This window comes from Propionivibrio sp., assembly GCF_016790145.1.
GTDB lineage: Bacteria > Pseudomonadota > Gammaproteobacteria > Burkholderiales > Rhodocyclaceae > Propionivibrio.
Genome location: NZ_JAEUOI010000111.1, coordinates 1 through 11,619 on the forward strand (window position 1 = coordinate 1; position 11,619 = coordinate 11,619).

Sequence of the window (11,619 nt, forward strand, 5' to 3'; positions counted from 1 at the left end):
ACGATCAAGCCCCACTACCCACTGCAGGCGATCGACGCCAACTACACAGGTGAAGTGGCAAAGCGCTGGTCTTTCGTCGATGGTGGCGGTGAGATCGGTGTGATCGCCTCGGTGACGCAGGCTTTTTGTCACGAATGCAGCCGGATCAGGCTGTCCACCGACGGCAAGCTCTATACTTGCCTGTTTGCCTCGGAGGGTGTCGATCTGCGCGACCCGCTACGGCACAACTCCAACGATGAAGCCCTGAGCCGCCTGATCGTCGATACCTGGGGACGGCGCAGCGACCGTTACTCGCAATTGCGCCATGCGGCAACAGAAGTACCACGGCGAAAGATCGAGATGTCGTACATTGGGGGTTGAGCTTTAACCTTGGCTTTGGATTGAACAGGATTCCAGGTGGACGAAACGAATGACTTGACTCACTTTTCCGCTGCCGGACGGGCGCGCATGGTCGACGTGTCGGAAAAATCGGCGACCCGGCGCGTGGCCATCGCCAGCGGGATTCTGCGCATGCAGGCGGCGACGCTGGAACGCATCCGCGCCGGTAACATCGCCAAGGGCAACGTGCTGGCCGTGGCGGATGTCGCTGCGGTGATGGCCGCCAAGCGAACGGCGGAGTTGATTCCGATGTGTCACTCGCTGGCGCTGAGCGGCGTCGAGGTCGAGTTCAGCGAGATACTGGTGCCGGATGAAAACGGATGCGTCGGTATCAGGGTGGTGACTTCCGCCACGTGTACCGGGCAGACCGGGGTCGAGATGGAAGCGCTGTGCGCGGCGAGCGTGGCGCTGCTCACCATCTACGACATGTGCAAGGCGATTGATCGCGGCATGCGCATCGAGAGCGTCCAGCTTGATGAGAAACGTGGCGGCAAGAGCGGACTCTTGCGCCGTGACGAGACCACAGGAAAAGAGGCCCGATGATCACCGTGCTGTTTTTCGGGCCGGTCGCCGAACGCGTTGGCGCCAGCCGCCTGGAGCTTGAATATCAGTCCGGGATGCGCTTGCAGGATGTGCAGGCGCACTTGCAGCCCAGGTATCCGGAAGCCTTCGCACTGGTCACCCTGGCCGCCGTAAATGGCGAGCAGGTCAGGGACAGATCCCTGCCGCTGGCAGACAATTGCGAAGTCGTCTTCATGTCGAAGTTTTCGGGGGGATGAGATGCAAGGCCCCGTTCGCATTCAACTTGCAGACTTCTCGCACGACGAGGAAATCCGGGCACTGCAGGCCGGTTCAAAACGCATCGGCGGCATCGCCACCTTTCTCGGTTGCGCGCGTGACTTTTCCGAAGGCCGCGAGGTCAGCGAAATCAGTTTCGACGCCTACGAACCGATGGCCGTGGCCGAGATGCAGAAACTGCGCAAGGAAGCGATTGAGCGCTTCGGCCTGATCGATGCGCGCATCGTGCATCGTCTGGGCGTGGTACGCGCTGGCGATTCGATCGTCTTCATCGCCACCGGCGCCGAACATCGCGCCCCGGCCCTGCTAGCCTGCCAGTGGATCATCGACCAGCTGAAGGAACGCGTTCCCATCTGGAAAAAAGAGATCACGCCGCAAGGCGATTGCTGGGTAACGCCGCATCCATGAGTTCAACGAATCCGGAAACCGCAGACATGAGTGACAAATTGGCCGCAACACGAGATTTGGCCAGCGTTTGGCCCTCACCCCGCCCCTCTCCCACAGGGCGAAGGGGTTTGCCCCCTTCTCCCTGCGGGAGAAGGGCTGGGGATGAGGGCTTACGCCATGGGTATCACGCCATACCGCGTTTTTGCAGATGAAGTCCATGGTTACCCCGGTATTCATTTTTGTCGGACATTCCGGTGCCGGCAAGACCACGCTGGTCGAGAAACTGTTGCCCGAATTGACGGCCAGAGGCTTTCGTCTGGCGACCATCAAGCATGCGCACCACAAGGTCGCGCTTGACAGGGAGGGCAAGGACAGTTGGCGCTACAAGCAGGCCGGCGCCGCGATGAGCATGCTGGTCACTTCCGACGAGTTGCAACTGGTGGCCGATGCCGTAGATCGACGCGATCCGGCGCAACTGGCCGAGCGCTTTCTCGGTGAGGCCGACATGGTTCTGGCCGAGGGCTTTTCGCTGGCCCCGGGAGTCAAGATCGAGGTCCTGCGGCGTGCCTGCGGCAAACCGCCACGCTGCGCCATCGAAGATGGACTGATCGCCATCGTCACCGACATGGACGAGGTTTATCCGCAGCTCCCGCATTTTGCGCTCGACAACATCGCCGGACTGGCCAGCTTTCTGCTTGAGCACACCGCGCGATGATCGAGGAGTGCACCGCATTGGTCATGGCCGGCGGCGATTCGCAGCGCATGGGCTGCGACAAGACGCAGCTTCTGCTCGGCGATCGAACGCTGCTGCAGCGAGTGATCGCCATCGTGCAGCCAATGTTTCCGCAAGTTCTGGTCAGCGTTCGCCAGCACCGTCCCGAGATTGCATTGCCGCAAGTCTGTGACGAATACCCCAACGCCGGGCCGCTGGCCGGGCTGTGCGCCGGGCTGGCGCAGGCCGGTACGCCCTGGATTTTTGCCGTAGCCAGCGACATGCCTTTCGTGCAGCCCGCGCTGATCGAACGGCTGGCGCAACGTCGTTCCGGCTATCAGGCCGTGGTGCCCGTCGTGCACGGGCACCCGCAACCCCTGGCCGCATTCTATTCGGCCAGCGGCCTGGATACGCTGCGCGCCCTGCTTGAAGCAGAGGGCAGGCGCAGTCTGCGCGCGGCGCTTGAGCAGTTGAACGTCTGTTATGTCGACGAATCGGACATGCTGCAGAGCGACCCCGGATTGCGCAGCTTCTTCGATCTCGATACACCGCAGGATGTGGCGATAGCAAGGCGAACAAATTTACCCTGCCAGCAGAAGCAATAAAGCATTGCACCTCACAGTACGGCGGTGCTACTTTGGTGCCACCGCCAGGCGAAAAGGTGCACCACAATGACAACTACATCTCTCAAGCTATCTGACGAGCTAAAGCAACGGGCCGTTGCCGCAGCCGAGAAGAAAGGCGTGTCGCCACATGCATTCATGGTACAAGCGATAGAGCAGGCAGCCACTTCAGCGGAACGTCGGGACAGTTTCGTCAGCGAGGCTCAAGCGGCACGGGAACAAATGTTGAGCACCGGCAAGGGGTATGAGGCCAGCGAGGTTCATGCCTACCTGAAGGCGCGTATTTCCGGCACCAAGTCAGCAAAGCCAAAAGCCAAGTCTTGGCAAAGCTGAGCTATTTGGGCAAGAGCGCTTGCCGATCTCGAAAGGCTGACCGACTTCCTGGTCGGGATTGATTATGCGGCGGCAGCCGAGACGTTTGAGTTGTTTGAGGAAGCCGTAAGCGTATTGATTCGTCATCCGCTGATCGGACGACCCGTAGAGTATGGATTGCGGGAACTGGTCATCTCTCGCGGACGAAGCGGTTACCTGGCCCTCTACAGTCTGGAGGAAGCGCATGACGCAGTCCTGATTCTTGCGATCCGGCATCAGCGTGAAGCAGGATATTTGGGGCAGGCGAGGACTGCCTTCGAGGCATATCCGATGCCACATACCCAGCACGCACTGGGACAGCAACTCTTGATTCTTGGGAGAAAAATCTCAGAAAGAACGGCAGCGATGGCATATGCAGAGGAAGCTAGATCGCTTCTCGAACCGCTCGATGAAATCATGGAAAGTGATGATACGTATCCCATTGTGACGCTACCCGCCACCGTTCTTCAGTAACCAAAGTGCTTCCCTTATGGAAATCTTCACGCGACCGCCGCAGTTCAATCTATTCAATTGAAACCGAATCGGAAAGGTAATCCCTTGAACAATGCAAATCATCTGTCGGTCAGGGGCGCGCAAAACTGCGTTCTGCAGCATGTGGCGACCCTGAATAGCGAGATCGTCAAACTAGAACATTCGCTGGGGCGGGTGCTGGCCGTTGAGATTCGTGCCAACCGCGATCAGCCGCCCTTCGATGTTTCGGCGATGGATGGTTTTGCGTTGCGCAGCGCCGACCTCGCCAGTACGCCAAGCACCTTGACCATCGTCGAAGACATCAAGGCCGGCGACCGGCCGGCGAGGACGGTGCTCGCCGGCCAATGCTCGCGCATCATGACCGGAGCGCCGGTGCCGGTCGGCGCCGATGCCGTGATCCGGGTCAAGGACACGCAGATGCTAGCCGAGGGCTGGGACGGTAGTCGCCACTGACGGGCAAATCGCTATATGGAAAGCGTAGAACCATTTGCATCAGCGATCTAACTGCGCTTAATATATAGCCATGAAACAAGTCGGACTTAGTGCAAGCTCCCGAAGCCAGCTCAGCAGGCTGCTCCGCGATAATCCGCCGATCATTACCCCTGGCGAAGCAGTTGTGGCACTTGGCGTAACTCCAGCCGTCGCTGCGCGAAGGTTGGCCACCTGGTCACGCGCAGGCTGGTTGGCGAGAGTTCAGCGTGGGGTCTATGTACCGGTTCCCATCGAGTCGGAAACGCCCGACGTAGCGCTGGAAGATCCATGGGCGGTCGCCACAGCGATGTTCAACCCGTGTTACATCGGTGGCTGGTCGGCTGCCGAGCATTGGGGTCTCACTGAGCAGATATTCCAGTCGCTGTGCGTAATGACTGCAAAGCGGCCGCATGATCGCAAACCCGTCTTGCGCAAGGCCAGGTTTGAGCTTCACACAGTACCAGCAACGCACTTCGTCGGTTTGAAATCGGTCTGGCGCGGCGGTACGCGCGTGCAGGTGTCCGATCCCGCTCGAACGCTCATCGACATGCTGGCGAACCCGGCCTTGGGCGGAGGTATTCGCCATGTGGCCGAGATGCTGACGAACCTGCTCATTGAACAGCCCAAGGAGGCCGATAAGCTGTGCACTCATGCCGCCAAGCTCGGTACAGGTTCCGTCTACAAGCGTCTCGGCTACCTGCTGCAGCGTGATCATCCCGATCAAGGCGCGCTCATCGAAGAATGCCGCGCCAATCTCTCCGCCGGTTACGCCAAGCTGGACCCTGCGCTTCCCGCTGATCGCCTGATCACCGCCTGGCGCGTCTGGGTTTCTGCCAGTGAGTTGCGCGAGGCCAGGTCATGATTTCCAAGCCGGAGATCATGGCACTCGCCGCCGAGCTTCGGCTCCAGGCGAACGTCGTCGAGAAAGACTATGCGCTCGGCTGGTTCCTTGCCGGCATCGCCGCCCATCCGGTGATCGGCCACCGGTGGGTATTCAAGGGCGGTACCTGCCTCAAGAAGTGCTACTTTGAGACTTACCGATTCTCAGAAGACCTCGACTTCACACTGCAAGACAAAGTGCACCTGGACGAGAAATTTCTCGCCGAAGTGTTCGAGGAAATCGGTGAATGGGTCTACGAAGCCTGTGGCCTGCTACTCCCGTCCGAGGCACGCAAGTTCGAAGTTTTCACCAATCCCCGCGGTAACCTTTCGGCGCAAGGTCGGGTGGGCTACCGTGGCCCATTAGGCCGCGCGGGCGATCCGCCACGCATCAAGCTGGATCTGGCGACCGACGAAGTGCTCGTCCTCACCCCTGTGCAGAGGCCGGTCCACCATCCTTACAGCGACCTGCCCGAAGCGGGCATCCACGTCCTGAGCTATTGCTTCGAGGAAGTATTTGCCGAAAAGATGCGCGCCCTGGCCGAACGCCAGCGCCCGCGCGATCTTTACGATGTGGTTCACCTGTATCGCCGGCAAGACCTTCAAGCTGATCGGGCACTCGTGCGTAGCACGCTGTTGCGCAAGTGTGAATTCAAGGGCATTCCGGTTCCGACCTACGCCGCACTCACCGACCGCCCAGAGCGCATAGCCATCGAGGTGGAGTGGGAGCAGATGCTCGCTCACCAACTTCCCACCTGTCCGCCGTTCGATGAATTCTGGCAAGAGTTGCCGGCAGTCTTCGATTGGTTGAACACCGATGCCTCAGTTCCGCCGCTGCCGGCGATCCAGTTTGGCCGCGAGGTCGTCGACACCACCTGGCGCCTGCCACCCATGGTCATGGCTTGGGGCGTTGGCGCCAGTACTCTGGAATCCATTCGGTTTGCCGCCGCGAACCGGCTGTGTATCCAACTCGAATATGCGAAGGAGGGTGGCGAGCGCACGTCCCCTATGATCGAGCCTTATGCTGTGATACAAACGCAGGAACGGAATTTGATTCTTCGGGCAGTCGACGTCTCAAAAGGTGAGCCTCGTACCTATCGCCTCGACCGCATTCGGTCGGCCACGGTCACCCGTCAGGCGTTCAAGCCACGCTACGCCGTTGAACTGACCGAGTCCGGTCCGCTCAATACGCCACCCGTAGAGAGGCTCCCGGTCGCCTTCAAGGCATTTTCGTCACCACGTTCGCTCGCAGTGCGCAAACTTGCGCGAGCAGCACCCGCTAGACCCCAACGCGGTTTCGGTCTGTCCTACACCTTCGAATGCACACTATGCGGCAAGACGTTCAAGCGTGAAAAATACGATTCGACGCTGAACCCGCACAAGAACAAGCAAGGGTGGCCGTGCCCAGGGCGCATCGGTTACCTCAAGTGACGAAACGCAAGCTATCAGCCTACGGCTAGAGAACTCACAACAAATGAACCTCGACGAACTCCTCAGCACGCTTGAATCGCCCATTGTCATCCGCCCAACCCGGCGCATGACTCAAGGCGAGCTCGAAAGCTACCTCGACCACGCCGCCAACATCCTGCGTGGCAACGCCGATCATTCCGAATTTCGTGGCTATGTATTCGCGCTGCTCTTCTACAAGCGCATCAGCGACTGCTTCGAGGAAGAAGTGCGCACCCAGGCCGCAACCTTGACAGCGGCGGGCATGCCGAAGGAGCAGGCGCTGTTGCTGGCCCGTGATCCGCAAAACCACCACTTCATTGTGCCGGAGGCAGCCGAATGGAAAGCGGTTGCACGTACTGCGAAAGGACAGTTGGGCCAGGCGCTCAACGACGCGATGCTCGCCGTCGAGCGCGCCAATGCACACCGGCAGAATAATTTCGACGGCATCCTCACCGGCAAGATCGACTTCAATAAGCAGGACGAATTGCCGCGCGACAAGCTGGTCAATCTGATCAACCACTTCGGAAGTCAGGGCTTCGACCGCGCCCACGTTTCCGACGACCTCTTCGGCAACGCATACGAATACCTGATTCGTAACTTCGCCAGCAAGGCGGGCAAGTCCAGCGGCGAGTTCTACACCCCGGCTGAGGTGGGTTTCCTGATGGCCGAGATACTGCAACCGCGAGCTGGCATGTCGGTCTGTGACTGGGCGAGCGGTTCAGGTGGCCTGCTGTTGCAGTGCATACGCCATGTCAAGAAACACGGCGGCGATGTGCGTCAGCTCCAGTTGCACGGGCAGGAATCCAACGTCACGACCTACAATATCTCGCGTATCAACATGATCCTGCACGGCATCCCGGTGTGGGAGCACAAGCAGGGCGACAGCCTGCGCGACCCGCGCCACCTTACCGCCGACAACCGACTCAAGCAGGTCGATCGCGTCATCATGAATCCACCGTTCTCGCTGGAGGACTGGGGGTACGATACCGGATACCGCAATTTGCGCGTGCTCTATGAGGCCTTGCAGCCCGATGAGCAGTTGCGCGATTTTGTTCGACCCTATGCCTGGCTGACCAAGCTTTACATGCTGTACCGTAAGAAGTTCTACCCGGATGCCAGCAAGAGCATCGAGGCAGCCGAAGAAGACGCGGCACGCACCCGAGAACTGATCCGCGAACACATCGACGTCGATGCGCTGGAAACGGAGTTCCCGACCTACGTGCTGGACGAGCACTTCCTGTCCAAGTTGAAGGACAAGAATCCGGATGCGAAAGCGCTCGACATCGAGGCCATGCTTTCCGCCGAATTGCGCATTCGGATGGATCAGGACGAAAACTTCCGCTCGCTGTCAGAAAAATTGCAGCGCCTGATCGACGAAAAACGTGCTGGTACCCTGGCGGGCATTGTGCTGATCGAGGAACTTGAGAAACTGACCGAAGCCGTTCGGGCGGCGGCGGATGAGGCTAACCGCCCCATCGCTCAGCAACTGGCACTCAAGGTCAAGATGCGCAATGCGGCCATTTCTGAAACGCTGGCCGCCGAGATTGCAGCAGCCACCTTGGTGGTAGCCGACAAGCATTGCTTCCCTGGATGGTGGAATAGCAGTACGGCAGATCCTGAACTTTCGCGGGCCTTGTTGTTTATGGTAGCCAAACAGTTCTCTTCCGCCGGCTTGCTGGCAGACGATGCAATGGGATTCATCGGGACATTGCTGCAGACGCTCAAACGCCGGCACTACAAACCCCAGCCAGACGGATCGGGCAGTGACGACTCCGGCGCTTGAACCATCCGGACAGGCTCATCTGGACTTGCCGGATGGGCGTGCGCTGGAGTTCGAGATTCGCTTTTCAGCCAAGGCGCGCTCGCTTCGCCTGAAAGTCAGCGCCCGTGACGGATTGGTGGTAGTCGTTCCAAAAGGGGTTGAACGCGGTCGAGTCATGCAGTTGGTCGCCAGTAAGGCCGATTGGATCGCCGAACGTCTGACCGAGTTCGACGCGGTGCGCCATCTGGTAAGCGCCGCTGAACCGGTTAGGCCGCAGGCTTTTGATCTGCCTGCACTCGCCGAGTCCTGGCGTGTCGAGTACAGGTCGACCCGCAGCCAAACGGTCGGCGCTCGAACCGATCAACCGGGACGTATCCTGGTGGCGGGCGCTATCGAAAACGTCGAGGCTTGCCAGACGGCATTACGGCGATGGTTGGCACGTCATGCAAAAGTTGCCTTGTCGACCTGGTTGGCCAATGTTGCTCAGCAGACAGGGCTTCGCTACACCGACTTGGCCGTCAAGAATCAACGAACCCGCTGGGGCAGTTGTACGGTTCATGGTCGCGTGAGCCTGAACTGCAAACTGTTGTTTCTGCCTCGTGAGCTGGTTCGCTATGTCATTGCGCACGAACTTTGTCATACGCTGGAAAGTAATCATTCCAGCCGATTCTGGGCGCATCTCCGCCAGTTTGAACCGGCAACAGATTCACTGCATGGTCGGATACGCGATGCTTGGAAGTTCGTCCCCGCCTGGGCTCAGCGTGGATCTAGAACCATGTTATGAAAATTGACGGAAATGCCGGAGACATGATTGGGATCGAAATGACAACCTCTTTGCTCCCTGAATCGCCCCATCAATAATTGAAATCGAATCAGGAAAGGTAATCCCTTGAACAAAGCAAATCATCTTTCGGTCAGGGACGCGCAACACTGCGTTCTGCAGCATGTGGCGACCCTGAATAGCGAGATCGTCAAACTCGAACACTCGCTGGGGCGGGTGCTGGCCGAAGAGATTCGTGCCAACCGCGATCAGCCGCCCTTCGATGTTTCAGCGATGGATGGTTTCGCGCTACGCAGTGCCGATCTCGCCAGTACGCCGGCCGCATTGACCATCATCGAAGACATCAAGGCCGGCGACAGGCCGGCGAGAACGGTGCTCGCCGGTCAGTGCTCGCGCATCATGACCGGGGCGCCGGTGCCGGCCGGCGCCGATGCCGTGATCCGGGTCGAAGATACGCAGATGCTGGACGAGGGTCGGGTTGAAATCCACTGCCCGGTCAAACCCGGCAATGACATTCGCCGGCTCGGCGAAGCGATGCGCAACGGGCAGGTGGTGTTGAGCGCAGGGACCGAAATTACGCCCGGCGTGATAGGCGTTCTGGCGACGGTCAAATGTGCTCGGGTGACGGTCTATTGCCGGCCGCGTGTGGCCATCCTGGCCACCGGCGACGAACTCGAAGGCCTCGACGAGCCCTTCGACGCCAACAAGATCCCCAACTCGAACAGCTATGCGCTGATGGCGCAGGCGCAGGCTCTGGGCATCGAGCCGGTGCTGCTCGGCATCGCCCGCGACGATCCGGAAGAACTGGCGCAGTTTCTGCGGCGCGGCCTGTTGTTCGACGTGCTGCTGGTTTCCGGCGGGTCTTCGGTGGGCGTCCACGATCATGTGCGGCCGACGCTTGAGGCGCTGGGCGTCGACATGCACTTCTGGCGCGTCGAAATGCGCCCCGGCCATCCGGTGGCTTTCGGCAGCACCGCCAGCAGTATCGTTTTTGGCCTGCCGGGCAATCCGGTGTCGAGCATGGTCTGCTTCGAGCAGTTTGTCCTGCCCGCCCTGCGCCGGATGATGGGGCATCCGCGCCTGTATCGGCGGACGCTTGCCGCGCGCCTGGCGCATCCGGTCAGCATTCGGCCGGGCCGCACCGAGTTCATCCGCGTCGTTCTTGAACGCGATGCGGCCGGTGACTATTTGGCCCGTTCGACCGGTAGCCAAAGCAGTGGTGCGCTGTTGTCGATGGCACAGGCCGATGGATTGCTGGTCGTTCCTTCGACGAGTTCAGGACAGGCCGCGGGCGATTTGGCGCAGGTGCAACTTCTCGATGGCACCGTTTTCCAGAGTGAAGCAGGTTTTGAGGGGGAAGCATGAACAGCGAACATAAACCTGTAGCCCGCATCGGCATTCTGACCGTTTCCGACCGTGCCAGCCGTGGAGTCTATGAAGACCAGGGCGGACCGGCGATCCACGCCTGGCTGACGCGCGCGCTGACCAGCCCGTGGCAGGCGGTGGCCAGGGTGATCCCCGACGAGCAGCCGCTAATCGAGGACGCGCTGCGCGAGTTGAGCGATAGCGAAGGGTGCAGCCTGATCGTGACCACCGGCGGCACCGGGCCGGCGCTGCGCGATGTCACGCCGGAAGCCACCGAGGCGGTGTGCACCAAGATGCTGCCCGGCTTCGGCGAGCTGATGCGCAGCGCCTCGCTGAAGTTCGTCCCGACCGCGATCCTTTCCCGGCAGACCGCCGGTATCCGCGGCCGGAGCCTGATCATCAACCTGCCCGGAAAGCCCTCGGCGATTGACGATTGCCTGCAGGCCGTATTCCCGGCAGTGCCGTATTGCATCGATCTGATCGGAGGCGCCTGGCTCGAAACCGATGCGCAGTTCTGCGCGGCGTTCCGGCCGGCGCACGCCAAAAAGTAAGCGTCCGGCCTCCTGCCGTCATTCCGGCGCAAGCCGGAATCCAGAATGGTGCCGCGAAGCAAATCCCGTGGGGCAGAACCACCCTGCCGTCTTTAACCGGGAAACCGCAGTTAAGCCAGACTACCGCAAAACAAGGATTGGCCATTGTTTGGCCCTCACCCCATCCCTCTCCCGCAGGGCGAGGGGGTTTGCACCCATTGCCCTGCGCGTTGATCGGGTAGCCAAAGCCGGCCAATGACGCATGCTAGAATCTGCCACCTTCACCGGTGGAAAGGAATTCCGCGATGTCGAACACGAGTATTGGACCCCGTCGGCACCCCGTTGAAAGACTCGGTACGCCCTTGAGCCCTTCGGCGACGCGCGTCATGCTGCTCGGCGCCGGTGAACTGGGCAAGGAAGTGATCATCGCCCTGCAGCGCCTTGGCGTCGAGACGATTGCCGTCGATCGCTACGCCGACGCCCCCGGCATGCAAGTCGCGCACCGTTCGCACGTGGTGCCGATGACCGATGGCCCCTCGTTGCGCGCCGACATCGAGCGCGAGCGACCGCATCTGGTGGTACCCGAAATCGAGGCCATTGCCACCGACATGCTGCTTGAAATCGAAAACGAGGGCATTGCC

At 60.3% G+C, this 11,619-nt stretch carries 14 protein-coding genes and 2 pseudogenes; all 16 read left to right on the forward strand.

Annotation, left to right across the window (positions count from 1 at the left end; genetic code table 11):
* Positions 1–360: pseudogene (locus JNM42_RS10095) on the forward strand (GTP 3',8-cyclase MoaA); the annotation flags it as partial.
* Between the two features lie 36 nt (positions 361–396).
* Positions 397–921 carry a cyclic pyranopterin monophosphate synthase MoaC gene (gene moaC / locus JNM42_RS10100; RefSeq protein WP_294268960.1) on the forward strand — a complete coding sequence of 175 codons (525 nt, stop codon included), beginning with the start codon at positions 397–399 and terminating at the stop codon, positions 919–921.
* Positions 918–1,157, forward strand: a complete 240-nt coding sequence (locus JNM42_RS10105; protein WP_294268962.1) for a MoaD/ThiS family protein — start codon at positions 918–920, stop codon at positions 1,155–1,157. The genes moaC and JNM42_RS10105 overlap by 4 nt, the downstream gene beginning before the upstream one ends.
* Position 1,158: 1 nt before the next feature.
* The gene (locus JNM42_RS10110) at positions 1,159–1,584 is read left to right on the forward strand and encodes a molybdenum cofactor biosynthesis protein MoaE (protein WP_294268965.1); all 426 of its coding nucleotides are present in this window, start codon (positions 1,159–1,161) and stop codon (positions 1,582–1,584) included.
* Positions 1,585–1,780: 196 nt separating this feature from the next.
* Positions 1,781–2,278: a molybdopterin-guanine dinucleotide biosynthesis protein B gene (gene mobB, locus JNM42_RS10115; RefSeq protein WP_294268968.1), complete on the forward strand. Its 498-nt coding sequence runs from the start codon at positions 1,781–1,783 to the stop codon at positions 2,276–2,278.
* On the forward strand, positions 2,275–2,880 hold the full coding sequence (locus JNM42_RS10120) for a molybdenum cofactor guanylyltransferase (RefSeq protein WP_294268970.1): 606 nt from the start codon (positions 2,275–2,277) through the stop codon (positions 2,878–2,880). The genes mobB and JNM42_RS10120 overlap by 4 nt, the downstream gene beginning before the upstream one ends.
* Before the next feature lie 66 nt (positions 2,881–2,946).
* A complete protein-coding gene (locus JNM42_RS10125; protein WP_294268972.1) occupies positions 2,947–3,231 on the forward strand; it encodes a hypothetical protein in 285 nt (94 codons plus the stop codon).
* 3 nt (positions 3,232–3,234) lie between these two features.
* Entirely contained in the window at positions 3,235–3,723 is a 489-nt protein-coding gene (locus JNM42_RS10130) for a type II toxin-antitoxin system RelE/ParE family toxin (protein WP_294268993.1), read from the forward strand.
* 84 nt (positions 3,724–3,807) lie between these two features.
* Positions 3,808–4,194, forward strand: a complete 387-nt coding sequence (locus JNM42_RS10135; RefSeq protein WP_294268975.1) for a hypothetical protein — start codon at positions 3,808–3,810, stop codon at positions 4,192–4,194.
* A 70-nt stretch (positions 4,195–4,264) separates the two neighbouring features.
* Positions 4,265–5,074, forward strand: coding sequence for a type IV toxin-antitoxin system AbiEi family antitoxin (locus tag JNM42_RS10140; protein WP_294268977.1), 810 nt, complete (start codon positions 4,265–4,267; stop codon positions 5,072–5,074).
* Positions 5,071–6,522 (forward strand): nucleotidyl transferase AbiEii/AbiGii toxin family protein, encoded by a 1,452-nt coding sequence (locus JNM42_RS10145; RefSeq protein WP_294268980.1) that lies wholly within the window; start codon positions 5,071–5,073, stop codon positions 6,520–6,522. The genes JNM42_RS10140 and JNM42_RS10145 overlap by 4 nt, the downstream gene beginning before the upstream one ends.
* Positions 6,523–6,565: 43 nt before the next feature.
* Positions 6,566–8,323, forward strand: coding sequence for a class I SAM-dependent DNA methyltransferase (locus JNM42_RS10150; RefSeq protein ID WP_294268983.1), 1,758 nt, complete (start codon positions 6,566–6,568; stop codon positions 8,321–8,323).
* Complete coding sequence (locus JNM42_RS10155; RefSeq protein ID WP_294268986.1) at positions 8,304–9,086, forward strand: SprT family zinc-dependent metalloprotease; 783 nt, start codon at positions 8,304–8,306, stop codon at positions 9,084–9,086. The genes JNM42_RS10150 and JNM42_RS10155 overlap by 20 nt, the downstream gene beginning before the upstream one ends.
* 105 nt (positions 9,087–9,191) lie before the next feature.
* Positions 9,192–10,448, forward strand: a complete 1,257-nt coding sequence (glp, locus tag JNM42_RS10160) for a gephyrin-like molybdotransferase Glp (protein WP_294268988.1) — start codon at positions 9,192–9,194, stop codon at positions 10,446–10,448.
* Positions 10,445–10,999, forward strand: a complete 555-nt coding sequence (gene mog, locus JNM42_RS10165; protein ID WP_294268990.1) for a molybdopterin adenylyltransferase — start codon at positions 10,445–10,447, stop codon at positions 10,997–10,999. The genes glp and mog overlap by 4 nt, the downstream gene beginning before the upstream one ends.
* A gap of 284 nt (positions 11,000–11,283) precedes the next feature.
* A pseudogene (locus tag JNM42_RS10170) lies at positions 11,284–11,619 on the forward strand (hypothetical protein); the annotation flags it as partial.

What these genes read in the sequence shown, in the direction of transcription:
- JNM42_RS10105 (WP_294268962.1), top strand. Translation starts at nt 918, where the DNA reads ATGATCACCGTGCTGTTTTTCGGGCCGGTCGCCGAACGCGTTGGCGCC.
- JNM42_RS10110 (WP_294268965.1), top strand. Translation starts at nt 1,159, where the DNA reads ATGCAAGGCCCCGTTCGCATTCAACTTGCAGACTTCTCGCACGACGAG.
- mobB (WP_294268968.1), top strand. Translation starts at nt 1,781, where the DNA reads ATGGTTACCCCGGTATTCATTTTTGTCGGACATTCCGGTGCCGGCAAG.
- JNM42_RS10120 (WP_294268970.1), top strand. Translation starts at nt 2,275, where the DNA reads ATGATCGAGGAGTGCACCGCATTGGTCATGGCCGGCGGCGATTCGCAG.
- JNM42_RS10125 (WP_294268972.1), top strand. Translation starts at nt 2,947, where the DNA reads ATGACAACTACATCTCTCAAGCTATCTGACGAGCTAAAGCAACGGGCC.
- JNM42_RS10140 (WP_294268977.1), top strand. Translation starts at nt 4,265, where the DNA reads ATGAAACAAGTCGGACTTAGTGCAAGCTCCCGAAGCCAGCTCAGCAGG.
- JNM42_RS10145 (WP_294268980.1), top strand. Translation starts at nt 5,071, where the DNA reads ATGATTTCCAAGCCGGAGATCATGGCACTCGCCGCCGAGCTTCGGCTC.
- JNM42_RS10150 (WP_294268983.1), top strand. Translation starts at nt 6,566, where the DNA reads ATGAACCTCGACGAACTCCTCAGCACGCTTGAATCGCCCATTGTCATC.
- mog (WP_294268990.1), top strand. Translation starts at nt 10,445, where the DNA reads ATGAACAGCGAACATAAACCTGTAGCCCGCATCGGCATTCTGACCGTT.